31 protein-coding genes and 1 tRNA gene are annotated in these 26231 nt (G+C 61.9%); 13 read left to right on the forward strand and 19 right to left on the reverse strand.

Features of this window, described 5'->3' with window-relative positions; all coding sequences use genetic code 11:
* Window position 1: 1 nt before the first annotated feature.
* The 7 genes from ACN6NG_RS08875 to adhP form a co-directional block, all read right to left on the reverse strand.
* Complete coding sequence (locus ACN6NG_RS08875; RefSeq protein ID WP_016498942.1) at window positions 2-643, reverse strand: hypothetical protein; 642 nt, start codon at window positions 641-643, stop codon at window positions 2-4.
* On the reverse strand, window positions 640-1446 hold the full coding sequence (locus ACN6NG_RS08880) for an SDR family oxidoreductase (RefSeq protein WP_474313542.1): 807 nt from the start codon (window positions 1444-1446) through the stop codon (window positions 640-642). The genes ACN6NG_RS08875 and ACN6NG_RS08880 overlap by 4 nt, the downstream gene beginning before the upstream one ends.
* Window positions 1433-2113: a TenA family transcriptional regulator gene (locus ACN6NG_RS08885; protein WP_474313544.1), complete on the reverse strand. Its 681-nt coding sequence runs from the start codon at window positions 2111-2113 to the stop codon at window positions 1433-1435. The genes ACN6NG_RS08880 and ACN6NG_RS08885 overlap by 14 nt, the downstream gene beginning before the upstream one ends.
* A gap of 8 nt (window positions 2114-2121) precedes the next feature.
* Window positions 2122-3591: an AMP-binding protein gene (locus ACN6NG_RS08890; RefSeq protein WP_474313547.1), complete on the reverse strand. Its 1470-nt coding sequence runs from the start codon at window positions 3589-3591 to the stop codon at window positions 2122-2124.
* The gene (locus tag ACN6NG_RS08895; protein WP_474313549.1) at window positions 3581-4258 is read right to left on the reverse strand and encodes a thermostable hemolysin; all 678 of its coding nucleotides are present in this window, start codon (window positions 4256-4258) and stop codon (window positions 3581-3583) included. The genes ACN6NG_RS08890 and ACN6NG_RS08895 overlap by 11 nt, the downstream gene beginning before the upstream one ends.
* 468 nt (window positions 4259-4726) lie before the next feature.
* The gene (locus ACN6NG_RS08900) at window positions 4727-4933 is read right to left on the reverse strand and encodes a DUF6434 domain-containing protein (protein WP_059395924.1); all 207 of its coding nucleotides are present in this window, start codon (window positions 4931-4933) and stop codon (window positions 4727-4729) included.
* 91 nt (window positions 4934-5024) lie between these two features.
* The gene (gene adhP / locus ACN6NG_RS08905; protein WP_474313551.1) at window positions 5025-6035 is read right to left on the reverse strand and encodes an alcohol dehydrogenase AdhP; all 1011 of its coding nucleotides are present in this window, start codon (window positions 6033-6035) and stop codon (window positions 5025-5027) included.
* A gap of 383 nt (window positions 6036-6418) precedes the next feature.
* Between adhP and ACN6NG_RS08910 the strand changes: the two genes are divergently transcribed.
* On the forward strand, window positions 6419-6616 hold the full coding sequence (locus tag ACN6NG_RS08910; protein ID WP_063425561.1) for a hypothetical protein: 198 nt from the start codon (window positions 6419-6421) through the stop codon (window positions 6614-6616).
* Window position 6617: 1 nt separating this feature from the next.
* Here ACN6NG_RS08910 and ACN6NG_RS08915 read toward each other — a convergent pair whose 3' ends face one another.
* Both ACN6NG_RS08915 and ACN6NG_RS08920 read right to left on the reverse strand, forming a co-directional pair.
* Complete coding sequence (locus ACN6NG_RS08915) at window positions 6618-7031, reverse strand: DoxX family protein (RefSeq protein WP_353456265.1); 414 nt, start codon at window positions 7029-7031, stop codon at window positions 6618-6620.
* Window positions 7032-7135: 104 nt separating this feature from the next.
* Window positions 7136-7220: transfer RNA gene (locus ACN6NG_RS08920), tRNA-Leu, on the reverse strand.
* A 202-nt stretch (window positions 7221-7422) separates the two neighbouring features.
* Between ACN6NG_RS08920 and ACN6NG_RS08925 the strand changes: the two genes are divergently transcribed.
* The 4 genes from ACN6NG_RS08925 (at window position 7423) to ACN6NG_RS08940 (ending at window position 10757) form a co-directional block, all read left to right on the forward strand.
* The gene (locus tag ACN6NG_RS08925; RefSeq protein ID WP_174370149.1) at window positions 7423-7698 is read left to right on the forward strand and encodes a hypothetical protein; all 276 of its coding nucleotides are present in this window, start codon (window positions 7423-7425) and stop codon (window positions 7696-7698) included.
* A gap of 82 nt (window positions 7699-7780) precedes the next feature.
* Window positions 7781-8941 carry a two-component system sensor histidine kinase NtrB gene (locus ACN6NG_RS08930; protein WP_049276981.1) on the forward strand — a complete coding sequence of 387 codons (1161 nt, stop codon included), beginning with the start codon at window positions 7781-7783 and terminating at the stop codon, window positions 8939-8941.
* A 5-nt stretch (window positions 8942-8946) separates the two neighbouring features.
* Window positions 8947-10392, forward strand: a complete 1446-nt coding sequence (locus ACN6NG_RS08935; protein ID WP_016498953.1) for an ATPase domain-containing protein — start codon at window positions 8947-8949, stop codon at window positions 10390-10392.
* 11 nt (window positions 10393-10403) lie between these two features.
* Window positions 10404-10757, forward strand: a complete 354-nt coding sequence (locus tag ACN6NG_RS08940) for a response regulator (protein WP_016498954.1) — start codon at window positions 10404-10406, stop codon at window positions 10755-10757.
* Window positions 10758-10800: 43 nt separating this feature from the next.
* On the opposite strand, the gene csrA is transcribed toward ACN6NG_RS08940, so the two are convergent.
* From csrA to ACN6NG_RS08980, 8 genes are all read right to left on the reverse strand, one after another.
* Window positions 10801-10998 (reverse strand): carbon storage regulator CsrA, encoded by a 198-nt coding sequence (csrA, locus tag ACN6NG_RS08945; RefSeq protein WP_004375914.1) that lies wholly within the window; start codon window positions 10996-10998, stop codon window positions 10801-10803.
* 253 nt (window positions 10999-11251) lie between these two features.
* Entirely contained in the window at window positions 11252-12274 is a 1023-nt protein-coding gene (locus ACN6NG_RS08950; protein WP_474313554.1) for a DNA topoisomerase IB, read from the reverse strand.
* Between the two features lie 57 nt (window positions 12275-12331).
* Window positions 12332-13423 (reverse strand): molybdenum ABC transporter ATP-binding protein, encoded by a 1092-nt coding sequence (gene modC / locus ACN6NG_RS08955; RefSeq protein WP_197898228.1) that lies wholly within the window; start codon window positions 13421-13423, stop codon window positions 12332-12334.
* A 1-nt stretch (window position 13424) separates the two neighbouring features.
* On the reverse strand, window positions 13425-14105 hold the full coding sequence (modB, locus tag ACN6NG_RS08960; RefSeq protein WP_059395919.1) for a molybdate ABC transporter permease subunit: 681 nt from the start codon (window positions 14103-14105) through the stop codon (window positions 13425-13427).
* Window positions 14105-14863 (reverse strand): molybdate ABC transporter substrate-binding protein, encoded by a 759-nt coding sequence (modA, locus tag ACN6NG_RS08965; RefSeq protein WP_197898227.1) that lies wholly within the window; start codon window positions 14861-14863, stop codon window positions 14105-14107. The genes modB and modA overlap by 1 nt, the downstream gene beginning before the upstream one ends.
* Window positions 14864-14954: 91 nt before the next feature.
* Window positions 14955-16031, reverse strand: coding sequence for an NAD(P)H-dependent flavin oxidoreductase (locus tag ACN6NG_RS08970; protein WP_063425575.1), 1077 nt, complete (start codon window positions 16029-16031; stop codon window positions 14955-14957).
* Window positions 16032-16054: 23 nt separating this feature from the next.
* The gene (locus tag ACN6NG_RS08975) at window positions 16055-16225 is read right to left on the reverse strand and encodes a hypothetical protein (protein ID WP_474313558.1); all 171 of its coding nucleotides are present in this window, start codon (window positions 16223-16225) and stop codon (window positions 16055-16057) included.
* A gap of 7 nt (window positions 16226-16232) precedes the next feature.
* A complete protein-coding gene (locus tag ACN6NG_RS08980; protein WP_016487931.1) occupies window positions 16233-16535 on the reverse strand; it encodes a DUF1883 domain-containing protein in 303 nt (100 codons plus the stop codon).
* 160 nt (window positions 16536-16695) lie between these two features.
* Between ACN6NG_RS08980 and ACN6NG_RS08985 the strand changes: the two genes are divergently transcribed.
* The 8 genes from ACN6NG_RS08985 (at window position 16696) to ACN6NG_RS09020 (ending at window position 24153) form a co-directional block, all read left to right on the forward strand.
* Window positions 16696-17058 (forward strand): hypothetical protein, encoded by a 363-nt coding sequence (locus tag ACN6NG_RS08985; RefSeq protein WP_474313560.1) that lies wholly within the window; start codon window positions 16696-16698, stop codon window positions 17056-17058.
* Between the two features lie 77 nt (window positions 17059-17135).
* A complete protein-coding gene (locus tag ACN6NG_RS08990; protein WP_197899599.1) occupies window positions 17136-17786 on the forward strand; it encodes a c-type cytochrome in 651 nt (216 codons plus the stop codon).
* Window positions 17783-18697, forward strand: coding sequence for a c-type cytochrome (locus tag ACN6NG_RS08995; protein WP_474313561.1), 915 nt, complete (start codon window positions 17783-17785; stop codon window positions 18695-18697). The genes ACN6NG_RS08990 and ACN6NG_RS08995 overlap by 4 nt, the downstream gene beginning before the upstream one ends.
* Window positions 18698-18995: 298 nt before the next feature.
* Window positions 18996-19835 carry a UTP--glucose-1-phosphate uridylyltransferase GalU gene (galU, locus tag ACN6NG_RS09000; RefSeq protein WP_016487927.1) on the forward strand — a complete coding sequence of 280 codons (840 nt, stop codon included), beginning with the start codon at window positions 18996-18998 and terminating at the stop codon, window positions 19833-19835.
* A gap of 97 nt (window positions 19836-19932) precedes the next feature.
* On the forward strand, window positions 19933-21288 hold the full coding sequence (gene gorA, locus ACN6NG_RS09005; protein WP_474313564.1) for a glutathione-disulfide reductase: 1356 nt from the start codon (window positions 19933-19935) through the stop codon (window positions 21286-21288).
* Window positions 21289-21556: 268 nt separating this feature from the next.
* Complete coding sequence (ahpC, locus tag ACN6NG_RS09010) at window positions 21557-22120, forward strand: alkyl hydroperoxide reductase subunit C (RefSeq protein ID WP_474313567.1); 564 nt, start codon at window positions 21557-21559, stop codon at window positions 22118-22120.
* Window positions 22121-22246: 126 nt separating this feature from the next.
* Window positions 22247-23809: an alkyl hydroperoxide reductase subunit F gene (gene ahpF, locus ACN6NG_RS09015; RefSeq protein ID WP_474313570.1), complete on the forward strand. Its 1563-nt coding sequence runs from the start codon at window positions 22247-22249 to the stop codon at window positions 23807-23809.
* 155 nt (window positions 23810-23964) lie between these two features.
* A complete protein-coding gene (locus ACN6NG_RS09020; protein ID WP_016498965.1) occupies window positions 23965-24153 on the forward strand; it encodes a hypothetical protein in 189 nt (62 codons plus the stop codon).
* 4 nt (window positions 24154-24157) lie between these two features.
* On the opposite strand, the gene ACN6NG_RS09025 is transcribed toward ACN6NG_RS09020, so the two are convergent.
* Together ACN6NG_RS09025 and sstT are read right to left on the reverse strand one after the other, a co-directional pair.
* Entirely contained in the window at window positions 24158-24805 is a 648-nt protein-coding gene (locus tag ACN6NG_RS09025) for a YceH family protein (RefSeq protein WP_474313573.1), read from the reverse strand.
* A 120-nt stretch (window positions 24806-24925) separates the two neighbouring features.
* The gene (sstT, locus tag ACN6NG_RS09030; RefSeq protein WP_063425590.1) at window positions 24926-26137 is read right to left on the reverse strand and encodes a serine/threonine transporter SstT; all 1212 of its coding nucleotides are present in this window, start codon (window positions 26135-26137) and stop codon (window positions 24926-24928) included.
* Window positions 26138-26231 lie beyond the last annotated feature (94 nt).

Consider the following 26231-nt stretch of genomic DNA (forward strand, 5'->3'; position numbering starts at 1 on the left):
TTCAGTCCTGTTTGTCCTTGATCGCCTTGAGTAAAGCATCGATATCCGCGCGACGACCCTGATCAGCCAGCTCACGCCCCGGCCGCGGTGGGGCTTGCAAGGCTTTGTGTAGGGCTGCGGTAGCCTCCGGGTAGCGTTTTTGCCGATACAGATGATCAGCCCAGAAATAGTTGCTGTCGATACCGCCGGGGTTGATCTGCAGGGCTTTGCGCAGCATCTTGTCGGCCATCTCGGCATCACCGAAACCAATCGGCCAACCGGGCACTTGGTCGTACAGCGTGCCCAGGCTGGTATAGGCCGAACCCTGCAGGGCGTTGGGGTCCAGTTTCATGGCCTGCTCCAGGCTAGCCTTCGCGGCCTTGACCTTGCCTAGCGCGCCAAGGCCACCGGTGGCCCCCGCCCAGCTGCTGTTGATGATGCCCTCCCAGATCAATGGCTCTGGGGTACCGGGATACTGGTGAACGAAGGCCGTCGCGTCACTCGCCAGCTTTTCGAAGGCGTCAGCACGTTTGTCCTTGGGTAACTGGTACTGGATCTGCGCCCAGCGCTGCTGCAGCTCACTCAGGTGCTGTGTGCCGGTCTGATCCAGTGCCCAGGTGAAGGGTGCGAATGCCAGCAAGCTGGCGATGAGCAGTCGCTTCATTTGATCGACTCCTTGGAGTGGCTGCCGATGTAGCGGCGAATGACAGGCAATTGTTTGCGCAGTGCGCGGTCGACTACACCCGGCAACATGCCGTTAATGCGCACGAAGAGCTTTTCCGGCCAGCCCAGGTAAAGCTCGCTGCGTTCAGACTCCACGGCCTGAAGCACTGCACGAGCGACATCCGCCGGGTCGTCCATGCCGACTTTCAACGCTTGATTGAGCGCTGTCGCAGCACTGCTATTCATGGCGGTGCGGGTCGCGCGGGGCGCTGCATAGAGCACATTCACCGTGGTGTCCTCCAACTCGCGCCGCAGCGCTTCCGAAAAGCCACGCAGGGCGAATTTGCTGGCGCAGTAGGTGGCATAGCCGGGGTAGCCGATCGAGCCATAGGTGGACCCGACATTGACCACCAGCGCCTTGGGCTGGGTGCGCAGCAACGGCAGGCAGCCACGTGTCAGTTGCATCGGCGCCTTCAGATTGATGTCCAGCAGCTCATCGAGCTCGTGCTCGCCCAACTGATCGAGCAAGGCGAAGCGGTTCACCCCGGCAGCGTTGATCAGAACGTTGACATTGCCCATCTCGCGGGCTCGACCAACCACTTGCTCGCGCCCTGCCTGGCTACGCAGGTCAGCTTCTTGCCAACGCAAACGGTCCGGATACCGATTCATCAGGCCAGCCAGCTTGCCCATGTGCCGGCTGACCGCCAGCACCTGGGCACCGGCAGCGCACAATTGCCCGGCAAGCTCCAGTCCAATACCCCCACTGGCGCCGGTGAGAACCACCACGGATTCAGGCAAGCGCATGACGCACCTCGTGCTGCGCGGCGCGCGGCAAGCCCTGGAACATCTCGGTGTACAAGCGGTAGACGACCTTTGCAGCGTGGATCACAGCCTGCTGGTCGCCCTCGTCATCGAGGCGGTCCATCAAATGCTTGTAGGTCACCATGTGGTCCTGGTCGAGCGCACCATGGGAGCTGAGGTAGCTGAACGCCTGGCCAGGCAAGCCCAACGTGCTCTGGATGGTGGCCGCCGCCTGCGTGGCCAGGGCGATGCTGGTGCCTTCGAGTACGTTGACCATGCCGAACAGCCCGACAGGGTTACCGCGGGCAATCAGGTCGTAGAGGTAGGCGACCATCAGCTCGATTGGTAGCGCTGGCCGACCATCACGCACGGCTTCCCAGTCGCCGCCGCAGGCGTTGATGTCGTTGAGGATCCACTGTTCGTGGCCGTACTCCTCATCGATGTATTCGCACACGGCACCGCGCAGCCATTCCAGGCGCGACGGCAAACGCGCGCCACAGGCCATCATCAGCGGCACCGTATGGCGGACGTGGTGGTAGGCCTGGGTCAAGAAGGCGACGTAGCTGTCCAGGCTGACCTGGCCGGCCAACGCGTCCCGGATTACAGGCACTGCGAACAACGCCTGACGTTCTTCGGCAGTTTGTGTTTGCAAAGCATCGAAAAATGACATGGTGAACCTCACAACGCGATGTCGGATAACAGGGTTTGGTAACGCTGCAGGATCGCCTCGCGCCGTGGGCGGCCGTTGGCAGTCAGGGTTTCATCAATGGGGCTTAGCGGGGCCGGCAAACGGCGCCAGGCATGCACATGCGCGTAATCGGGCAGTTGCGCGTTGCAGTGCCGTACGGCCTGCTCGATAGCCTCGTCGCTGGCGGCGGGGTCCAGTGGCCAGAGCAGCGCCAGGTTGTGCGGCAAGGCTTCGCCATGCACGAATGCCTGTGCAATCACGCCGCCCTGAGTCAGCTCCGACTCAACCCACTCCGGGTTGACGTTACGACCGAAGCTGGTGATGAACTGGTGCTTACTGCGCCCGTCAAGGTACAGGTAGCCCTCTTCGTCGAGGTGACCGAGGTCGCCCGTCGCCCACCATTCGCCGGTGACCGGCGCCTCTTCCAGATAACCCAGTAAGGTCGAGCCAGCCACCAGCACCTCGCCGTCGTCAGCAATGCGCACCTGCACATGGGGCAAGGGCTTACCGACGCTGCCAGGGCGAACGGCCCACGGTCGGTTCAGCGCAACCACCGAGGTGCATTCGGACAAGCCATAGCCTTCGAATACTGGCAAGCCCACGGCATCGGCCCGAGCCAGCAGGTTGGGTGATACCCGGGCGCCGCCCACGGCCACGAATCGCAGTGGGCCAACCCCCATGAGCCTGCGCTCGATAGCGGTGACCAGCCCCATCAGCAGTTGCGGCACGAGGATCAGACTTTGTGCACCGCTTAGGGCAATCGCAGCGAGCAAGCGCTTGAAATCCACCTGACTTGCGCCGCCCATGCCCAACTGTTGCTGCGGGTAGAGCTTGACGCAGGCGCCCGCCATGAGCGCGGCATATACGCCGAGGTTCTCCAGCAATACACCCAGTGGCAGTACCGCCAGGTATTGCTGAGGCTCGGTTGGTCGGCTTGCAGCTTCCAGCTCCCGCGCTACCCGCAGCATGGCCTCGGCGCCCAGGCATACGCCCTTGGGGCTCCCGGTACTACCGGAGGTGTAGGTGATTTTTGCGGTGCCCGCCGGCAATTCAGGCGCGACGACGTCATTACGCGTCAGGAAGCCTTCTGCCAGCTTTTGGGTAAACCCTTGCTCAAGAAGCTGGGCGGTCCACTGCGTCTCGCACAGCACGCTCGTGGCACCACTCTGCTGCAGGCAGTGCCGGAACTGAGCCGCGCTGAAGAACGGCGGTACGATCACACTAGTGCGCTCGGCGAAAAGAGCCGCCAAGTCCCAGAAAAGCAGTTCAGGCCCGTTATCCAGCACCATGACGAACGTGCCCGCTGGCCTGGTCAGCAAGCGGGCTACACGCAATTCCACCTCGTCAAGCAATTGCCGGTAGGTGAAACACTGCCCCAGGCCCCGAACAGCTACAAAATCGGGTTTTTGCTGGGCATGCTGGAGCAACAACGCGTGAAAGAGATGCAGTTCATGCGGCATGACCGGTCTCCTGGGCCAGCTTGGGAAACCCAAGGCGTTGGAACACCCCCGCCCGGGTCAGGGCATCGAAGCCATGGCCGATGTTGCCGGCGAACACCTGTGGTCGTTGGTCGTAGTACGTTCCCCACTGATTAGACTGCCCCTGCAAGCGCTCAGGATCAGCCGCAGCCAAAACGGTAGGCATCAAGCCCAGCCGTTGAAAGCTGTTGATCAGTGTCGCCGCGCCGGTGAATGCCACCCACTCCAGGCCACGCGAAGCCAACATCCAAGTCACGGCAATGATCATGATTCGGGCGCTGCCAGGGCTGAGTGAGGCCAGGTTGCCCACTTCGACCATGCCTGTACGGTCCAGGGCAACACCGGCGACCCGCGAAACAGCGACCTCCAAAGGGGCGTCCAGATACCGCTCGAGAAACAGAGGCCCGTCGCAGGCTGATCGCATGCCGGCCGCTGCGATCAGGCGTCCGTGGCTGTCATGCAATGCCAGCAGCTCTGGCAAGTAGTGCTGCACATCCGCTTGGTGCACGGTGGCAAAGCACTGGTGGATGAAGTGCTCCAGATCCTCGCGTGAAGCGTCGCCTGCCAGATGAAGCGACAACTGCGCGTGGTGGTCGGCATGACTGCCTATAGGAAGCGGGAGCAGGCTGCTCCATTCAGATTCGCTCATAAAACTCCCCCGATTGGGTTCGACGGAGAGAATTATCAGGGGCGAATCTGAAGGGAATCTGAAGTCAAACAGCACAAAGCGTCTGAGATCAGGATTAGTCGCAGGAGATCGAGCACTCGGTCACTGCCCCCGCTGCGTGTTCAACTTGATGACAGTGAAAACCCGATGCTGGCACAGCGCGCTGTGGCCAAATGGATCCCGTCAGTCTATGCCAGGCCCCACACGGCGTCTTGAGCACTTATCTTGAACCTCATCTCTGAGGCGATGGTCATCAGCAGGAGGGCGAGTGATATCGTGTCGGCGCCCTCATCAAATATTGAAACGTTCTCAAGCTATGGTGAACTCAAGCCCAATCCAACATTGATGGAGTCAGGAAATGGATTATTCCAGCATGGTTGAATCGTTGGACAAGATGCTCAAAGACGCGGCTACAGCACAATCCGGCTTGCAGGCATCAGGTGCCGGCTGTCATCGATGGATTCGCTGCCATTCGTCCGCGACTTCGCCCATCGTTGAGGGTGCCCCGGTTTTGATCCATGCCATAAAGGCACGGTCGAACTTGAATGACGCGCCACATTCACTGAGCAGAAACTGACGAACCTTCTGCGTGTTGCGGTAATGCTTGTCCAGCGGGGTGGCTCTGGTGATCGGGCCGGCGTGCCAGTCGAAGCTCATGGTCTGTTCCTTGACTGTTGAGAAGGCAAAAAGCCCGTAGAGGATCATCTACGGGCGTTGTGGTCGTGCGAAATGATCAGCTTTGAGGCTATCAACCTTCGAACTGGATCACCATGCGGCCTTGGATCTTGCCTTCCAGCATCTCGTCAAAGATCTGGTTGATATCCTCGATTGGCCGCAGAGTCACCTTGGGCACCACTTTGCCCTCAGCCGCAAACTGGAAAGCTTCCTGCAGGTCCTGGCGTGTGCCTACCAGTGAGCCCACCACTTCGATCCCGTCCAGCACCAGGCGGGGAATGTTCAGGTCCATGGATTCCGACGGAAGCCCGACGGCAACCAGCCGCCCGCCAGCGCGCAGGGCGTCGACGGCCGAGTTGAACGCGCCCTTGGCGACGGCAGTCACCACGGCGGCGTGGGCACCACCGGTCTTGGCCTGGATAACCTTTGCGGTGTCTTCGTTGAGCGGGTTGACCACCAAGTCTGCGCCCATTTCGCTGGCGAAGCGCAGTTGCTGCTCATTGACGTCGATGGCAATCACTTTGGCGTTGAAGACGTTCTTGGCATATTGCAGGGCCAGGTTGCCCAGCCCGCCGAGGCCGTAGATGGCAATCCATTGGCCTGGGCGGATGTTGGAAATTTTCACCGCCTTGTAGGTCGTGACGCCGGCGCAGGTGATGCTGCTGGCGGCAGCGGAATCGAGGCCGTCGGGTACTTTGACCGAGTAGTCGGCCTTGACGATGCAGGCTTCGGCCATGCCACCATCCACGGTGTACCCGGAGTTCTTCACCTCGCGGCACAGGGTTTCGTTGCCGCTGTTGCAATACTCGCAATGCCCGCAACCCTGGTAAAACCAGGCAACACTGGCACGGTCGCCCGGCTTGAGCGAGGTGACGCCCGGCCCGACTTCCTGAACCACGCCGATGCCTTCGTGGCCCAGCACAACGCCGGTCTTGTCACCGAAATCGCCATTTTTCACGTGCAGGTCGGTGTGGCAGACACCGCAGCATTGCATCTTCAGCAGCGCTTCGCCGTGTTCGAGGGGGCGCAGGGTTTTTTCTACCACGTCCACGCGACGGCCTGGTGCAACAACAGCAGCTTTCATAAGAGCCTCCGTGTCTATCCGAGTGAGCTTGGGTTATGGCTGGGTTAGCATAGCCCTTGCCGGGTCGGGCAAAACTGCTTCAGGTCATGCTTCAAGAACACGTCGCAAAAAGAAAACCCCGCGGCAATGATGCGGCGGGCTGCAAAAACGTACGGAGCGGGGCCAGTGTGCCAATCCGGTTGTCAGTATTTCGTGAAGCTCAGGTCATGAGGCTGTCATGCTCCCAAAGCCATAAAAAAGCCCGCCATGAAAGGCGGGCAAAAGACGTTTGAAGGGAGAGACTGCAGGCTGCGCGTGGCCGGTTAACCCAGGATTAAGCGGCAACACATTGACCTCGGAACCTGATACGCCTATACAGGCCTGCCATCACCCCAGGAGCCAGCATGCACGACGAAGACGACCTGCACGAACCCGAGCACGATCACCTGCTTGACCATGAATTTCTCTACGACGACATGGAGCCCGAGGCGGATGCCCAAGGCGCCGAGGATGAAGTGGAAGAAGACGAGGAAACGCTGGATGACCTCGATGACGAGGAGCGTGATCACCCTGCCTGGTTCGATGACTGCGAAGACGACTGACTCAGCGCCCGTCCACCGAGAAACGCCCTGGGCCGCTCACGGCCAGCAACAGCAGGCCGCCCATGATGCTCATGTTTTTAAGAAACTGGGTCATGTTGGAGCTGCGTTCGGGGTCGACCATGTTCCAGAACGGGTGGCCCAGCAGCGCCGTGCCCAGCACGAACAGCGCGAACAGAAACGCCAGCGGACGGGTGTAGAAGCCCAGGATCAGCAGGATGGCGACGACAAACTCCATGATTACGGCAATTGCAGCCGCCAGCATGGGGGCAGGGGCACCCAACGACGTCATGTAGCCAACCGTGCCATCAAAGCCGGTGAGCTTGGCCCAGCCAGACAAGACGAACAGGATCATCAGCAGTACGCGGGCGATCAGGATAATGATGTCGCGTTGGCCATCGAACAGGGAGTAGCGCATGGTGGCGTTCCAGTGGACGGGGACAAGTTCCACTTTAGCAGCTGCGCAAGACATTGCTGGCAGGCAGCAAAAAGGCGCCGCAAGGGCGCCTTTTCAACGAAGTTTGGTGCGAGTGGCGGGACTCGAACCCGCAAGGCTCACGCCGACAGATTTTAAGTCTGCTGTGTATACCAATTCCACCACACTCGCACGCTTGAAAGGGCCGCAACGACCAGCTCGCTTCTAAGCAGAAGGGCTTTGCAATCAAGCGCGCTTTATAACCCATTGTTATATTTGAGTCAACTGCAGCACCTATGATCAACAGAATGAAGGGTCGAACCACTGGATAATTGACACCTTGCTGTCATTACGCCACTGTTGCCCCCTTTATTGGATCCAAGAGTATGCGGCGATGGCTCAGTCCGACGCTAGCGAGCGTGTCGTGCGCCCACGGCTGTTCTGGCGGCTGCTGTTTGCGCTGGTGATCGTGTTGGGGGCGTTTCTTTACCTCAGCCTGATCAGCCTGGGTGGCTACCTGTTGATGCTCGGTTTCGATGCCGAGCACCCACAGCCGCAGCGGTGGATGGCTCTGGCTGGCGGCGGGGGGATCATGCTGGTTGGCCTGTGGCTGCTGAAAGTTGCCATGCCACGCCGTATCAGCCCTGCGTTGGTCGAGCCTGAACGCTGACCATTGGTAGCCACAGGGGGCCGTTGGCGGTTACCCTCGGCTAAGCTCACATCGTCCCTCCTGCTGTGCCAGTGGAGTTTTCATGGTTTCAGCTGACTGTCTCGATCACCCCGCCATACCTGCCCAGCGCTATGAACAGCTGGTGCAGTCGGTGGTGGATTACGCCATCTATATGCTCGACCCAACCGGCCATGTGGTGTCGTGGAATGCCGGCGCGCAACGGATCAAGGGCTACCGCGCCGATGAAGTGATCGGCCAGCATTTCTCGCTATTCTTCACCCCCCAGGATTGTGCCGACGGCCGCCCCGAGCGCTTGCTGCGCCAGGCGCTGGAGCAGGGTGTGGCGCAGGATGAGGGCTGGCGGGTGCGCAAGGATGGCACACAGTTCTGGGCGCTGGCGGCGCTGGACGTGATCCGCGATGACCAGGGCCAGATCATCGGCCTGGCCAAGGTCACGCGAGACATCACCGACCGTCGCGAGTCGGCGGCGCAACTGGACGCCGTGCGCGCCCAGCTGTTCCAGGCGCAGAAGCTGGAAGCCTTGGGCCAATTGACCGGGGGGCTGGCGCATGACTTCAACAACATGCTCACCATCATCATCAGCTCGGCGCGCCTGGCGCTGGCCAGTCAGGACCCGGCGCGTATCCAGCGCATGCTGCAGCACATTCTCGATGCGGGGCAGCGGGGCACCGAACTGACCCAGCAGCTGCTCAGCTTTGCCCGTCACCGCCGCCTCGATGTGGCGTGCGTCGCACCGCAAGACCTTGTCGCCGCCACCCGTGGCCTGTTGGAGCACGCACTGCCCAGCTCGATTGAACTGCAGGTGCAGTTGCAAGCGGGCTTGCCGTTGATCGAAGTGGATGCCGGGCAGTTGCAGATGGTGCTGCTGAACCTGCTGTTCAATGCCCGCGATGCCATCGCCGGGGAGGGCCGGATAGGCCTGACGGCCGAGGTGGTCGAGTTGGCTGGCGAGGTGGAAGGGCTGCAAGGCAGCTTCGTGCGCTTTGTGGTGGAAGACAGCGGCGAAGGGATTGCACCAGAAGTATTGCCGCGCATCTTCGAGCCATTCTTCACCACCAAGCCCTTTGGCAAGGGCACTGGCCTGGGCCTTAGCCAGGTGTATGGTTTTGCCAGGCAGAGCGGTGGCGCCATTTGTGTCGCCAGTGAGCTCGGCCAGGGAACTTCCATGCAGCTTTACTTGCCAACGTATCAGGACAAGACCAACAGCCCACTCGACAGGTAAGCATCATGGCGCAGGCACTCAGGCGGTTGGTGACAGGTATCGAAGGGCTCGATGCGCTGCTGAAGGGCGGCCTGGTAGCCGGCGCCTCCTACATCATTCAAGGCCCGCCGGGTGCCGGCAAGACCATCCTGGCCAATCAGTTGGCCTGCGGGCACGTGCGTACGGGCGGCCGGGTGCTGGTCGCCACCTTGCTGAGCGAGTCGCATGAACGGCTGTTCCAGTACCTGTCCACCCTGGACTTTTTCGACCCGACGCTGGTCGGCGACCAGATCCAGTTCGTCAGTGCCTTCGACACCCTTGAGCAGGAAGGGCTGGATGCCGTGGTGCGGCTGCTGCGCCAGGAAATCGCCCGGCAGCAGGCCAGCCTGTTGATTGTCGATGGCGTGCTCAATGCCCGGGTGCGCGCCGAAACCGCGCTAGATACCAAGAAGTTTGTCTCCGAGCTGCAGGGCCATGCGGCCTTTGCCGGCTGCACCGTGCTGCTGCTTACCAGCGCACGGCTGGACGAGGGCAGCCCGGAGCACACCATGGTCGATGGGGTGATCGAGCTGGGTGAGCAACTGGTGGGCAGCCGCGCCGTGCGCCATATCCAGTTGCGCAAGACCCGCGGCAGTGGGGCGTTGTCGGGGCGCCACGAATGCCTTATCGATGAAAGCGGCATGCACGTCTACCCGCGCCTGGAGGCGTTGTTCAGCCACCCCAGCCAGATGGGCAGCGCCACTCCGGCGCGCATCGGCAGCGGTGTGCCATCCCTCGATGAGATGCTCGATGGTGGCTTGGCCATGGGTTCGGTCAGTCTGTTGATCGGGCCGTCGGGTATCGGCAAGACTTCACTGGGGCTGGCCTTTCTTGGCGCCAGCACCAAGCAGGCACCGGGGTTGCACTTCGGCTTTTACGAAACGCCCGACCGCCTGCGCAACAAGGCCGCATCGCTGGGTTACGACTTTGCAGCCATGGAGCAGGAGGGTAGCCTGCAGTTGTGCTGGCAACCGACTACCGAGGGGCTGCTGGACCAGATCGGTGCGCGCCTGCTTGAGCGTGTGGAGGCCCATGGCAGCAAACGCGTATTGATTGACAGCCTCGGGGCGTTCAGTCGCCTCGCTGTCGACCCGACGCGGCTCAATGCGTTTTTCCGTGCCATCGCTGGCGAGCTGCGTGCGCGTGATGTGAGCGTGATGCTGACCTGGGAAATGCGCGACATCTTCGGCTCCGAGATCAGCGCCCCGGCCCCGGACCTGTCGAGCATTGTCGACAACCTGATGCTGATGCGCTTCGTCGAGCTGGATTCGCAACTACGGCGCATGCTGTCGATCCTCAAAGTGCGTGACAGTCACCACGACCCTGCCTTGCACGAGCTGCTGATCGGGCCGCAGGGCATTACCCTGCGCAGGGCATTCGAAGGTGCCTGCGGTGTGCTCTCGGGTACGCCGACACCACAGGGGAGTGGGTGACGGATGAGCCAATGAACACCATCCTGATCGTAGATGACGAATACCTGATTGCCGATATCCTCGGTTTTGCGCTGGAGGACGAAGGCTATCTGGTGGAAAAGGCGAGCAACGGCAGCAAGGCGCTGGAGGCGTTGAGGGAGAAACGCGTTGAGCTGGTGATCACCGACTACATGATGCCGCTGCTCAACGGTGAGGAACTGGTACGTGCCATGCGCGAAGACCCGACGCTATGCGAGTTGCCGGTCATTCTGATGAGCGGCGCGCAGGCCAGCCAAGGATGCCCGGCCCTGTTCGCCGCAATATTCGACAAGCCGTTCGACATGGACGAGATGATCGCCAAGGTGCGTCAGCTACTGGGCACCTGAGGCTGGCGGTCGAGCGCGTCCTTGCACGCTGGAGAGGGTAGGCTCAGTGTGAGTCGTCGTGCTTTTCCGGGGCTGGGCTACCGGCCTGGATGCGTTTGAAAATTTCTTCGCGATGGACCTGGACATCTTTCGGTGCATCGATCCCGATCCTCACCTGCATCCCTTTGACGCCCAGAATGGTGACTTTGATGTCATCGTTGATGACGATGCTTTCGCCAACCTTGCGGGTGAGTATCAGCATGTAGTTCTCCTTGGTGATGTAAAAAACCGCTGGGCCAGTTGCCGCGGCGGTGGGAGCGTGTCCCTCTTCCTTCTCATTAAAGACGCTTTCGGCGGATAGTAATTCCCCGACAGACAAATTCTGTTGCGTATCTTCAGTTGCAGGTGCCGAAACAAACCGCCAGCGGTTTGTCGGCCAAGGTGCTCGATGGCAAGAATAGGGGGCTTGGCGGCCAATGGGAAATTTCTTCGCATCATGGACTAAATAGACAGGCTTAATGGCCATCCTGTTCCTCAAGTGCCTGAAGAAACAGCAACAAGGCCACTTCTTCCGGGTCCAGGCCTTTGCGCATACGGCGCTTCGGCAAGTTGCCCAGCCGCCCCAGGGCATAGTGTTCAAGTACGGCCGGGTGAATGTAGCAGCGCCTGCAGACCGCGGGCGTGTTGCCCAGCCGTGTAGCCACCTGGCGGACGATGGCAGCGACCTGGCGCTTTGCCTCGGGCTCGGGCTCCCAGGCCAAGGGCCTGAGCAGGTTCAGGGCCAGGCTGCTGCCGGCCCAGGTGCGGTAGTCCTTGGCAGTGAAGTCGGCGCCGGTCAGCTCCTGCAGGAACTGGTTGACCTCGCTGGAGCCGATGCTGTGGCGCTGGCCGTTTTCATCCAGGTACTGGAACAGCGCTTGGCCGGGCAGTTCCATGCAGCGTTTGAGCAGGCTGGCCAGGCGCCGGTCGGTGAGGGTGACGTCGTGCTCGACACCCCGCTTGCCGCGGAACTGGAAACGGATACTGCTGCCCTTGACCTGAACATGGCGGTTGCGCAGGGTGGTCAGCCCGTAGGACTGGTTGTCGCGCAGGTAGCGCTGGTTGCCGATGCGGATCAGGGTGTGGTCCAGCAGGCTCACGACCAACGCCATGACCTTTTCCCGGTCCAGGCCTGGCCGTGCCAGGTGGGTTTCCAGTTGCGCGCGCAGTTTTGGCAAGGCCTCGGCGAAGGCCAGCATGCGCCCGTACTTGTGCTGGTCGCGCAGTTCGCGCCACTGCGTGTGGTAGCGGTACTGCTTGCGGCCACGGGCATCGCGACCGGTTGCCTGCAAATGCCCCTGCGGGTCGGTGCAGATCCACACATCTGTGTAGGCAGGCGGAATCACCAACGCGGCTATGCGCGCAAGGGTGGCGCTGTCGCGCACCCGCTGGCCATCGGCATCCAGGTAAATGAAGCGGTCGCGCCAGCGTCGCCGGGTCAGGCCCGGCTGGCTGTCGTCAACGTAGTGCAAGCTGCGCGGCAGGGGGCAGTCGAGCATGGCGGGCAGGCCTCGATCAGGTCGTTGATCAATGGACAACACCCGCGCGCAGGATGCTCAGCCCAGTAACGCCACCGACTTTATCTGGGCGAACAGCAGTTGGCCCGGGTGCAGGCCGAGCTGGTCTGCAGAGAAGCGCGTGATGCGCGCGAGCAAGGCATTGCCGGCGGCATCCAGGCTGACCAGCACATGGGCTGGGTTGTCGGCCGGGCGGCTTTCGCGCACCTGCACCGGCAAGCGGTTGAGGATGCTCGATGTGCTGTCGGCCGCCAGCGCCAGGCTGACGTCACGGGCCTGCACCTTGACGCGCAAGGTGCTGCCCATCACGTGGGCCGGGTGGGCGATGCGCAGCACCGGCCCTGAGCCACCGGGCAGGCGCAGGTCGAGCAGGTCGTAGTGCGGGTCGTGGCCGACCACCAGGCCTTCGAACACCACGCCAGCGTCCTCGCCCTGGGCCAGCGGCAGGTCGAGGCGGGCCAGGGTTTCACCAATCGGGCCGCTGGCGACCACCAGGCCTTGCTCCAGCAACACCAGGTGGTCGGCCAGCCGCGCCACTTCATCCTGGGCGTGGCTGACATACACCAGCGGAATGTCCAGTTCATCGTGCAGGCGCTCAAGGTAAGGCAGGATCTCACGCTTGCGCGGTCCGTCGAGGGCCGCCAGTGGCTCGTCCATCAACAGCAGGCGTGGGCTGCTGAGCAGGGCACGGGCAATGCCCACCCGCTGCGCCTCGCCGCCAGACAACGTCGCGGGGCGGCGTTCCAGCAAGTGGCCGATGCCCAGCAACTGGCAGGCCTGGTCCAGGCTCACCTTGCGTTCAGCCGCCGCCACCCGGCGCCAGCCGAATTCCAGGTTGCCGCGCACCGACAGGTGCGGGAACAGGCTGGCCTCCTGGAACACGTAGCCCACCGGCCGCAGGTGCGGGGCCAGGAAGTGGCCGCGGCCGCTGTCTTCCCAGACTTCGCCGTTAACCTCGATGTAGGCGCTGGCGGCCCGTTCCAGGCCGGCCAGGCAGCGAAGGCAGCTGGTCTTGCCGGAGCCCGAGTGGCCGAACAGCGCGCTGATGCCGCGCCCGGGCAGGTGCAGGTCAACGTCCAGGGTAAAGTCGTCGCGCGCCAGGTTCAGGCGCGCCACTATCGATGCGGTCATGTCAGCTCCAGCCAGCTTTGCCGCGGCGTCCGGCGTACAGCAGGAGCAGCACCAGGAAGGAAAACACCAGCATGGCACCGGCCAGCCAGTGGGCTTGCGAATACTCCATGGCCTCGACGTGATCGAAGATTTGCACCGAGACCACGCGGGTCTTGTCGGGGATGTTGCCACCGATCATCAGCACCACGCCAAACTCGCCCACGGTATGGGCGAAGCCGAGGATGCTGGCGGTGACGAAACCGGGGCGGGCCAGCGGCAGCACCACATGAACGAAGGTGTCCCATGGGCTGGCGCGCAAAGTGGCGGCGACTTCCAGCGGGCGCTGGCCGATCGCGCCAAATGCATTCTGCAGCGGCTGCACCACGAATGGCATGGAATACACCGTCGAACCGATCACCAGGCCCGTGAAGCTGAACACCACGCTGCCCAGGCCCAGCGCCTGGGTAGCCTGGCCGAACCAGCCGTGCGGCCCGAGGGCGATCAGCAGGTAAAAGCCGATCACCGTGGGTGGCAATACCAGCGGCAGAGCCACCACCGCACCCACCGGCCCGCGTAGCCATGAGCGCGTACGCGCCAGCCACCAGGCGATGGGGGTGCCGATAACCAGCAGGATCAGGGTGGTCAGGCTGGCCAGTTTGACGGTCAGCCAGATTGCACCCAGGTCACTGGCGTCCAGTGGCATCAGAGTTCATAGCCGTAGGACTTGATCACCGCAGCGGCTTTCGGGCCTTTGAGGTATTCGACCAGCGCCTTGGCGGCCGCATTGTCCTTGCCTTTGTTGAGGATCACCGCGTCCTGGCGGATTGGGTCGTGCAGGTTGGACGGCACGATCCAGGCCGAGCCGTTGGTTACCTTGCCGTCCTTGTAGATCTGCGACAGGGCAACGAAGCCCAGCTCGGCATTGCCGGTGGAGACGAACTGGAAGGCCTGGGTAATGTTCTGCCCTTCGACGATCTTGCCTTTGGTGGCTTCGGTGAGCTTCAGCTTGTCCAGCACCTGAGTGGCGGCCAGGCCGTAAGGTGCCGCTTTCGGGTTGGCGATGGACAGGTGTTTGTAATCGTTTTTCTTCAGTACGTCACCCTTGGCATCTACGTAGCCTTCCTTCGCCGACCACAGGGCCAGGGTGCCGATGGCGTAGGTGAAGCGCGATCCAGGGACGATTTCCTTTTCTTCTTCAAGCTTCTTCGGGGTGCTGTCGTCAGCGGCGAGGAACACTTCAAACGGTGCGCCGTTCTTGATCTGTGCGTAGAACTGCCCAGTGGCGCCGTAGGCTGCGACCAGTTTGTGGCCGGTGTCTTTTTCAAAGTCTTTTGCGATGGCCTGGATCGGGGCTGTAAAGTTGGCTGCGACCGCGACCTGAACCTCATCGGCCCAGGCAGTGTTGAAGGAGAACAGGGTGGCCAGGGCGGTGACGGCCAGGTGGGATGGGCGGATACGCATGAAGACAGCTCCTTGGGGTTATCGTTATGTTCTGAACTATATAGCGATAGGCCATTTGCCGGGAAGGGGCCGAACGTGTATATGAAGATGCCTAACGATTAACCAGGGCCAGTGCCTTTTCGGCAATATCCCGGGTCAGCTCCCCCGCAGGCACGTGCCGCCCCAGCCGCAACGCCTGCCCCGACCACAGGTTACTGAAGTCACTGTTACCTTGCGGATCGGTGATCGCCCGCAATGGCATCAACGCTCCACCCGCCAGCGGGAAGCGCGGTGCCAGGTCGCTCATCGGCCCCAGCTCGCGCATGATGCGGTTGTTGATGCCGCGCGCCGGGCGGCCGGTAAACAGGTTGGTCAACGCCGTGTCGCTCGCGGGCGCGCTGTCCAGCGCCAGGCGATGCGCCGACGAAACCTTGGCCTCGGGGCAGAACAGGTAAGCCGTGCCGATCTGCACTGCCGAAGCGCCCAGTGCCAGCGCCGCCACCAGGCCACGGTGGTCGCCGATACCGCCTGCGGCAATCACCGGCACGCTGACCGCGTCCACCACCTGCGGCACAAGGGCGAAGGTGCCGATCTGGCTGCTAATGTCGTCGCTGAGGAACATGCCCCGATGGCCGCCGGCTTCATACCCCATGGCGATGATCGCGTCACAGCCATTGCGTTCCAGCCAAACCGCTTCTTCTACCGTAGTGGCGCTGGACAGTACCTTGGCACCACTGGCCTTCACCCGTTGCAGCAGGTCAGCCTTGGGCAGGCCGAAGTGGAAGCTCACCACCTCCGGGCGCAGTTGCTCGATCAGCTGGCAGCTTTGTTCGTCGAACGGCGCACGGTTGGACACGGGCGTGGGGGCCGTGAAATCAGCACCCGTTTCGTTGTAATAAGGCTTGAGGGCCTGCTTCCAGCGGGCATCGCGCTCGGCATCGGGGGCTGGCGGCTGGTGGCAGAAGAAGTTCAGGTTCAGCGGGCGGCCCGGGCAAGCGTTTCGAAAGGCTGCGATCTCGCCCCGTACTTGTTCGCCTGTGAGCATGGCGCAGGGCAGGGCGCCAAGCCCTCCGGCGTTGGCCACGGCGATGGCCATCGCCGACCCGCTGGCACCGGCCATGGGCGCCTGGAGGATGGGCAACTCGATGCCCAGCAGATCGAGGATACGACGGTCGGGCCAGTTGCTCATGCAGTTCTCCTTGGCGCGCAGCCTTAAAGTGCCTTGCTCACCTGAATATCGCTGATCTTGTCGGCGTCGTCGCCGTGGATCTTGCGCAGGGCATCGAGTGCCTGTTCCTGCGACGCGTCGGGCATGACGGAGAAATCCCAGCGGCGCTGGCCGTCGAGCTTGTATTTGATGACGTACTTGATGTTCTGGGTCATGGCAGTCTTATCTGAGTTTCGACGACGAGCGACGGATGATCTTGATCTTGTGGCTCAAGGTGGGCTTGCGCGTTACCGAGATCGGGCGGGTGGTCACGGTGTCGATGGTGATGTTCCAGAAGCCGGTGCTGGGTACCGTGATCTTGGCCGGGAAGTCAACGAACTGGCCGCCATGGTAGGTGTGACGGCCGCCGTTCTTGAAGCTGCGGAAATTGGCGTCGTTCATCAGGCGGATGTTGCAGCGCTGGGAGCATTCGATAACGACGATGTCGTCCTCGTTGAGGTGCTCGCGCTGGTGTACGAATTTCATGTGATGCTCCGCAAGGTTTGGATCTGTAAAGGCAAAAGATACCACGATGTGCCGTTACACTGGCGCGCTCGATGGCCAGGCCCCGATAAATCTGCCAATGCAGGGAGCAAAACTGCCTGGCTGCGGTCGAACAGGATTCTTGAAGGCTGAGGTGCTCTAAATGAAGTGGATGGTGGCGTTGGTGTCTGTGGCGGCGCTGGGCGGTTGTGTCAGCGTTTCGGAGCTGGAGCAATCGCACGAAACGCTGGATGTGATTTCTGGCAAGACCCCGCGTGAATATGCCGACTGCATCAAGCAGAAACTGGCCGATACGCGCGATCCGCTGGTGGAAGAGCCGCGTGGCGATGGCCTGCGCCTGATCGTGCCACAGAAGCTCAGCTCCGGGGCGGGCCCGGCTGCGCTGGTGGACATCGACAAGCGTGGCAGCGGCAGCAGCATCAAACTTCATGAGCGGCTGAACAACTTCCCCCTGCGCCTGGGCGATGTGCGCACGGCCGCCACCCAATGCATCTCCGGACATTGATCTGAGGCAACGGACCTTCCTGTCTTTGCTTATATGTTTTAAGCCTAAACATATAACAAAAAAAAGGGAGATTCGTGATGACACCGTTGAGACGCGTCGTGATCGGCAGCCTGCTGATCCTGGCCTGGCCCATGGCGCATGCCGCCGATGGCCAGAAAGTCTTCACCCAGGGCGGGGCCAACCCCGCTGCCATGGCTTGCCTCGGGTGCCATGGCCCCGACGGCAAGGGCATTGCCGCCGCCGGTTTTCCGCGCTTGGCCGGGCTACCGGCTGGTTACCTCAGCAAGCAACTGCATGACTGGCGCAATGGCAGCCGCAAGCAGCCGGTGATGGAACCGCTCGCCAAGGCCTTGAGCGAAGATGAAATCAAGGCGGTGAGTGCCTACCTGGCCAGCTTGCCGGCAGACCCCGCCGGCAACCTGTGGCGCCAGCAGATTGCCGATGACCCGACCACCCGCATGGCCCTATATGGCGACTGGAACCGGCAAATACCGGGCTGCGTGCAATGCCATGGCCCTGGCGGCGGCGGGGTTGGCGAACACTTCCCGCCTTTGGCCGGCCAGCCTGCCAGTTACCTGGTGGCACAGCTCAATGCCTGGCGCGACGGCAGCCGCAGCAATGACCCCAACCAGCTGATGGTCGGCGTGGCCAAGGCCATGACCGATGACGAGATCAAGGCTGTCGCCGAGTTCTTCGCCCGCTCCGCCAGCCAGGAGGTCACGCCATGAAACCCTTGATTCCAGCCTTTTTACTGGTGGCCATGAGCAGCGCCCAAGCCGCCCCGATCGCCATGGAAGACCAGTCGCAGCTGAAGGTACCCGGCGGGCAGGCCGCGCCGCAGTTTGTGCCGCCCGCTGAAAGCGAGTTGCCCGACAATGCCTTTGGCAAGATGGTGCGCGAGGGCCATGCCCTGTTCGTCGATACCCGCCGGCTGATGCCCGAGGCCGTAGGCAACGGCATGAATTGCAGTAACTGCCACCTCGACCAGGGGCGCCTGGCCCATTCCGCGCCGATGTGGGGCGCGTACCCGATGTACCCCGCGTACCGCAAGAAGAACGACAAGGTGAATACCTACGCAGAGCGCATCCAGGGGTGCTTCCAGTTCAGCATGAACGGCAAGCCACCTGCCGCCGATAGCCCGCAGATGACGGCACTGGCGACCTATGCGTACTGGCTGTCGACCAAGGCGCCCACTGGCGTGGAGATTGCCGGGCGTGGTTACCCGGAGGTGTCGCAGCCCGAGGGCGGCTATGACTTCAAGCGGGGCCAGCAGGTGTACGGCGAGCAATGCGCGATTTGCCATGGCGACAACGGCGAAGGGCAGAAGGTGGCCGGTGAGTACGTGATGCCGCCGCTGTGGGGCAAGGACTCCTACAACTGGGGCGCTGGTATGCATCGCATCAACACGGCGGCGTCGTTCATCAAGTACAACATGCCGCTGGGCAAGCCGGGCAGCCTCAGCGATCAGCAGGCCTGGGACGTTGCCGCGTGGGTCAACCGCCATGAACGGCCGCAGGACCCGCGACTGGTGGAAGGCTCCATCGAGAGGACGCGTGTGAAGTTCCATGCCAATGACGGCGTGAACCTGTATGGTCAGAAGGTAGATGGGGTGCTGATCGGGCAGGGCACCGGTAGCTGATGCAGCGTCTGTGCCGTCCTCCTCGCGGGTGAACCCGCTCCCACAGAATGTGCGCAGAGCTCAAGCCTGATGTGGTACCTGTGGGAGCGGGTTTACCCGCGAAAGGGCCGGTACAGGCACCCTGATTTTGCTGTCATCCGCCCGTCATGTATGACGGTAATATTTACGATCCCCCGGAACTATCTACACTGGGTTATCTCTATGATGGCATCGGTCGCTATCAGGGGCATTGTAAGGTAAGTGCCGCCTGATTAGACTGCGCCGAATTCTACAGGCCTAGCCTTTGTTAAGGACGTATATGATCAAAAAATGCTTGTTCCCGGCGGCCGGCTACGGCACTCGCTTCCTGCCCGCTACCAAAGCCATGCCCAAGGAAATGCTGCCGGTGGTCAACAAGCCACTGATCCAGTATGGCGTTGAAGAAGCATTGGACGCCGGTCTGAACGAAATCTCCATCGTGACCGGTCGCGGCAAGCGCGCCCTGGAAGACCACTTCGACATCAGCTACGAGCTGGAAAACCAGATCAAGGGCACCGACAAGGAAAAATACCTGGTGGGTATCCGTCGCCTGCTCGACGAGTGCTCGTTCTCCTACACCCGCCAGACCGAAATGAAAGGCCTGGGCCACGCGATTCTCACCGGCCGCCCGCTGATTGGCGACGAGCCGTTTGCAGTGGTGCTGGCGGACGACCTGTGCGTCAACCTTGACGGTGACGGTGTGCTGGCGCAGATGGTCAAGCTGTTCAAGCAATACCGCTGCTCGATCGTCGCGATCCAGGAAGTCGACCCGCAGGAAACCAACAAATATGGTGTCATTGCCGGCGAGGAGATCCGTGACGGTATCTTCCGTGTGGACTCGATGGTCGAGAAGCCCAAGCCTGAAGATGCGCCGTCGAACCTGGCCATCATCGGCCGCTACATCCTGACCCCGGATATCTTCGAGAAGATCGAGCAGACCGAGCCGGGCAAGGGTGGCGAGATCCAGATCACCGACGCGCTGATGAAGCAAGCGGCCGAAGGTAACGTGATTGCCTACAAGTTCAAGGGCAAGCGTTTCGACTGCGGTGGTGCCGAAGGCTACATCGAGGCGACCAACTTCTGCTTCGAGAACTTCTACAAGGCTGGCAAGGCTTACTGATTAGCCCAGCTGGTACGAGAGCCACCCTTCGGGGTGGCTTTTTTGTTTGCGGTGGCCAACGGCGTTATGCTGTGCGCCTGCCTAGGAGACTGAATACATGGCCTACGATTTTGATCTGTTCGTGATTGGTGCCGGGTCCGGCGGTGTGCGCGCAGCGCGCTTTGCCGCGGGCTTCGGCGCAAAAGTGGCAGTGGCCGAAAGCCGCTACCTGGGTGGCACCTGCGTCAACGTCGGCTGCGTGCCGAAAAAACTGCTGGTGTACGGCGCGCATGTCGCGGATGAACTGGAGCAGGCCGCAGGTTACGGTTGGTCCCTGGAAGAAGGGCACTTCGACTGGGGCACCCTGATTGCCAACAAGAACCGCGAGATCGAGCGCCTCAACGGCATCTACCGCAACCTGCTGGTCAACAGCGGCGTCACCCTGCTGCAAGGCCACGCACGCCTGACCGGCGCCAATGAAGTGGAAGTGGAAGGCCAACGCTACACCGCCGAGCACATCCTCATCGCTACCGGTGGCTGGCCGCAGATCCCGGACATCCCGGGCAAGGAACTGGCGATCACCTCCAACGAAGCCTTCTACCTCAAAGACCTGCCACGTCGGGTGCTGGTGGTGGGCGGAGGTTATATCGCCGTCGAGTTCGCTGGCATCTTCCAGGGCCTGGGGGCCGACACCACGCTGCTGTACCGTGGCGACCTGTTCCTGCGCGGCTTCGATGGCTCGGTGCGCACACACCTGAAGGAAGAACTGGAAAAGCGCGGCCTCGACCTGCAGTTCAATGCCGATATCCAGCGTATCGACAAGCTTGAAGATGGCAGCCTCAAGGCCACCCTCAAGGATGGCCGCGAGCTGGTTGCAGACTGTGTGTTCTACGCCACAGGGCGGCGCCCGATGCTGGACAACCTGGGCCTGGAAAACACCGGCGTCGAGCTGGATGCGCGTGGTTACATTCGTATCGACGAGCAGTACCAGACGACTGCGCCTTCGATCCTGGCCATTGGCGATGTGATCGGCCGTGTGCAGCTTACCCCGGTGGCCCTGGCCGAAGGCATGGCCGTGGCGCGGCGCCTGTTCAAGCCGGAGCAGTACCGCCCGGTGGACTACCAGAACATCCCGACGGCGGTGTTCAGCCAGCCGCCTATCGGTACTGTCGGCCTGACCGAGGAGCAGGCGCTGGAGGCCGGGCACAAGGTGCAGGTGTTCGAAAGCCGCTTCCGCGCCATGAAGCTGACCCTGACCGACATTCAGGAAAAGACCCTGATGAAATTGGTGGTCGATGCCGAGACCGACAAGGTGCTGGGGTGCCACATGGTTGGCCCTGACGCCGGCGAGATCATCCAGGGCCTGGGCATTGCCCTGAAGGCCGGTGCGACCAAGCAGCAGTTCGACGAAACCATTGGCGTGCACCCGACGGCCGCCGAAGAGTTCGTGACCATGCGTACAGTCACTCGTTAACGCCACTGGCCTCATCGCCGGCAAGCCAGCGCCCACAGATATTGCACAAGTCCATGGGCCTGCGCTGTACCTGTGGGCGCTGGCTTGCCGGCGATGGGGCCAATGAATGCAGCGCAATCCTTTGCTCAGCCCATTCCCTTCTATTAATTAACCCCGGTTATAGCCAAAACCAATCGCAAGCATGAGCTTTGCCAATGAGCCTTCAGCGGGATGATTAGTTAGGATTCTATCCATCAACTGATTCCAACCCCATGAAGGAGCGTCTCTCATGCCAATCATCAACAGCCAAGTCAAACCGTTCAACGCCACCGCCTACCACAAGGGCGAGTTCGTCCAGGTCAGCGAAGCCGACCTGAAAGGCAAGTGGTCTGTCGTGTTCTTCTACCCGGCCGATTTCACCTTCGTCTGCCCGACCGAACTGGGTGACCTTGCCGACAACTACCCCGAGTTCCAGAAACTGGGTGTGGAAATCTACGGCGTGTCCACCGACACCCACTTCACCCACAAAGCCTGGCACGACACCTCGGACACCATCGGCAAGATCCAATACCCGCTGATCGGTGACCCGACCCACGTCATTTCGCGCAACTTCGACGTGCTGATCGAAGAAGCCGGCCTGGCCGATCGCGGTACCTTCGTGATCAACCCGGAAGGCCAGATCAAGATCGTCGAACTGAACGACGGTGGTGTAGGCCGCGATGCTGCCGAACTGCTGCGTAAAGTGAAGGCTGCCCAGTACGTGGCCGCCCACCCGGGCGAAGTGTGCCCGGCCAAGTGGAAAGAAGGCGAAGCGACTCTCGCCCCGTCCCTGGACCTGGTTGGCAAGATCTAAGGCTGTGAGCCAGTCGCGGGCGGTACTCAGCCGCCAAAGCTGAAGTTGTTACCGCCCCGTCAAACGCCCGGGCGACATCGCCTGGGCGTTTTTGTATCCGAGTTTTGAAAAAAAGGAATCGCCCGTATGTTGGACGCCACGCTTAAATCGCAACTGAAAACCTACCTGGAGCGGGTCACCCAGCCGATCGAGATCGTAGCCTCCCTCGACGACGGCGCGAAGTCCCGCGAATTGCACGACCTGCTGGTGGAAATTGCCGGTTTGTCGAACCTCATTACCTTCAGCGCGGACGGTACCGATGCCCGTCGCCCGTCGTTCTCGCTGAACCGCCCGGGTAGCGATATCAGCCTGCGCTTCGCCGGCATACCCATGGGCCACGAATTCACTTCGCTGGTGCTGGCGCTGCTGCAAGTCGGCGGCCACCCGTCCAAGGCCAGTGCCGAAGTGATCGAGCAGATCCAGGCGCTGGAAGGCGAGTTCACCTTCGAAACCTACTTCTCGCTGTCGTGCCAGAACTGCCCGGACGTGGTCCAGGCGCTGAACCTGATGGCAGTGCTCAACCCTAATGTGCGCCATGTGGCCATCGACGGTGCGCTGTTCCAGGACGAAGTGGAATCGCGCAAGATCATGGCGGTGCCAAGCGTGTACCTGAACGGCGAGGTGTTTGGCCAGGGCCGCATGGGCCTGGAAGAAATTCTTGGCAAGATCGACACCAATGCCGGCGCTCGCCAGGCCGAGAAGATCAATGCCAAGGACGCTTTCGATGTACTGGTGGTCGGCGGTGGCCCAGCCGGCGCTGCAGCGGCCATCTATGCGGCACGTAAAGGCATCCGCACCGGTGTCGCCGCCGAGCGTTTCGGCGGCCAGGTGCTCGATACCCTGGCCATCGAAAACTTCATCTCGGTGCAGGAAACCGAAGGGCCGAAGCTGGCCACGGCACTGGAAGAACACGTCAAGCAATACGACGTGGACATCATGAACCTGCAGCGCGGCGAAACGCTGATTCCGGCCATCGATGGCGGCCTGCATGAAGTACGACTGGCCGGCGGTGCCTCGCTCAAGGCCAAGACCGTGATCCTGGCCACCGGTGCCCGCTGGCGCGAAATGAATGTACCGGGCGAGCAGGAGTACCGCGGCCGTGGCGTGGCCTACTGCCCGCACTGTGACGGCCCGCTGTTCAAAGGCAAGCGCGTGGCGGTGATTGGCGGCGGTAACTCAGGCGTGGAAGCGGCGATCGACCTGGCCGGTATCGTTGCCCAGGTGACGCTGATCGAATTCGACAGCCAGCTGCGTGCCGATGCGGTGTTGCAACGCAAGCTGCACAGCCTGCCGAACGTGAAAGTGATCACCAGCGCGCTGACCACCGAGGTGCTGGGCAATGGTGAGAAAGTGAGCGGCCTGCGCTACAAGGATCGCACTACGGATGAACAACACGACGTGGCGCTGGAAGGCATCTTCGTGCAGATCGGCCTGCTGCCGAACACTGATTGGCTGAAGGGCACCGTCGAGCTGTCGCCGCGTGGCGAGATCATCGTCGATGCCAAGGGCCAGACCAGCATCCCGGGCGTGTTTGCCGCCGGTGACGTGACTACCGTGCCGTACAAGCAGATCGTGATTGCTGTGGGTGAAGGGGCCAAGGCTTCGCTGGCAGCCTTCGATCACCTGATCCGTACTTCGGCTCCGGCATAAGCCTGCGCTGGCCCTGTCGCCGGCAAGCCAGCTCCCACAGGTGATCACAGAATTCGAAACTGTGGTGCACCTGTGGGAGCTGGCTTGCCGGCGATAGGGCCTTCGAAGGCTGAGGGTGTCTATGATTAGTGCAGATCCCCTCAGGAATCACACCCATGACCCTGATCAGCCGCGAACCCTGGTGGTTAGTCCCCCCAAAGCCCGGTCAGCAAGAGCAGGACCTGCACTGGGGCTACCTGGAAATCTACGCCGACGGCCGCACCGTGTTCGTCGACCAGCGCCCCAGTGACCGGGAGCTGGCCGAACGCAAGAGCTGCCGCAACTTCCCCGACCGCGAGCCGTAAAGGCTCAGCCTTCCAGCTCGGCCAAGCGCGCCTCCAGCGCCGCGATGCGGGCTTCAAGGGCTTCGATGCGGTCTTCCGAGACACTGCCGCCACTGCTGCGCGCGCCACCTTCCTGCTGGCGTGCAGCGAGGATTACTTCGATTTCAGCCGGGTCGCCCAGGGCGTGGGTGTAGCGGTCTTCACGCTGGCCGGCCTGGCGTGGCAGGTGCAATGCCAGACCGCGCGAGATCAGGCGCTCCAGTTGGTGCTGTATCTGCTCGGTGTCGTCGAAGTCGTGCAGGCGGTTGCTGCGGGTAAGCAGTTCGTTGAGGGTTTGCGGGCCACGCAGGAACATCAGGCCCATCAGTATCAGCTGCGCTGGCACCAGCTCCATTGCCTTGTCCACCCGTTGTTCCCAGCGGTCGGCACGGCTGCCCATCTGCAGGCGGGTCATGTCCTGCCCTTCAAGGGCGCGAAGCGCCTGCCCGACCTGGCCTTGAGTAAGGTTCATCACCGGCTCGCGGCTGGTCTTCTGGTTGCAGGCCAGGACCAGGGCATTAAGGGTCAGCGGGTAGCTTTCCGGGCTGGTGGCCTGCTTTTCGATCAGCGAACCGAGAATGCGGATCTCAACGCTGTTGAAGCGGCCTTCACCTGCGGTTTCGTGTTCTGACATGGCCCTGTCTCATTACTGGGGAAAGGCCACTAGCCTAGGTAATGCGCCTGGCTTAAGCAATCACTGACATCAACGCTGGTAGGCTTGCCTGCGAGGGGCCGCACAGCGGCCCCTTGTTCCTCAAGCGTTACGCCGCTCTTCGGCTTGGCAAGCTGCCGCTGTGAACAGCACGTCGGTCGATGAATTGAGCGCTGTCTCGGCCGAATCCTGCAACACGCCAATAATGAAGCCCACCGCCACCACCTGCATGGCAATTTCACTGGGGATGCCAAACAGGCTGCACGCCAGCGGAATCAGCAGCAGCGAGCCGCCGGCCACACCCGAGGCGCCGCAGGCGCACACCGCCGCCACCACGCTGAGCAGCACGGCCGTCGGCAGGTCAACCGGGATACCCAGGGTATGCACCGCAGCCAGGGTCAGCACGGTAATGGTGATTGCTGCACCGGCCATGTTGATGGTTGCGCCCAGCGGGATCGACACCGAATAGGTGTCTTCATGCAGGCCAAGGCGCTCCGACAGTGCCAGGTTGACCGGGATGTTGGCCGCCGAGCTGCGGGTGAAGAACGCGGTAATACCGCTTTCGCGCAGGCACAGCAGGGTTAGCGGGTAGGGGTTGCGGCGAATCTTCCAGAACACGATCAGCGGGTTCATCACCAGCGCCACGAACAGCATGCAGCCGATCAGCACAGCCAGCAGGTGCAGGTAGCCGAGCAGTGCGTCAAGGCCCGACTGGGCAAGCGTGGAGCTGACCAGGCCAAAAATGCCCAGCGGGGCGAAGCGGATGACCACGCGCACGATCAGGGTCACGCCATTGGACAAGTCTTCGACCACGGTACGGGTGGTTTCGCCAGCATGGCGCAGGGCCACGCCCAGGCCGATTGCCCAGGTCAGCACGCCGATGAAGTTGGCGTTGAGCAGGGCATTGATCGGGTTGTCGACCGCGCTCAGCAGCAGGTTTTGCATCACCTCGGTGATGCCGCCCGGCGCGCTCAACGTTGCCTCGCCAGTGCTCAGCACCAGATTGGACGGGAACAGCATGCTGGCAACTACAGCCACCACCGCTGCGGCGAAGGTGCCCAGCAGGTACAGCCAGAGGATCGGGCGGATATGGGTTTCCTGGCCGTGGCGGTGGTTGGCGATAGACGCCATGACCAGGACGAACACCAGTACGGGCGCCACGGCTTTCAGGGCGCTGACGAACACCTTGCCGAGAAAGGCCATGTCGCGGGCGATGGCCGGCGCGAGCAGGGCAAGGGCGATGCCGGCGAGCAGGCCGATGACGATCTGCGTCACCAGGCTGGTGCGGTTGAGGAGGCGGAGAAGGGGGGTCATGTGCAGCGGTATCTCGGAATCTGGAAAGGGCGCGACTTTACCATAGAGTACTTGTGGGGCTGTTACGGCCTGTTCGCGGGTAAACCTGCGAACA

Source organism: Pseudomonas sp. TSO6 (genome assembly GCF_056098905.1).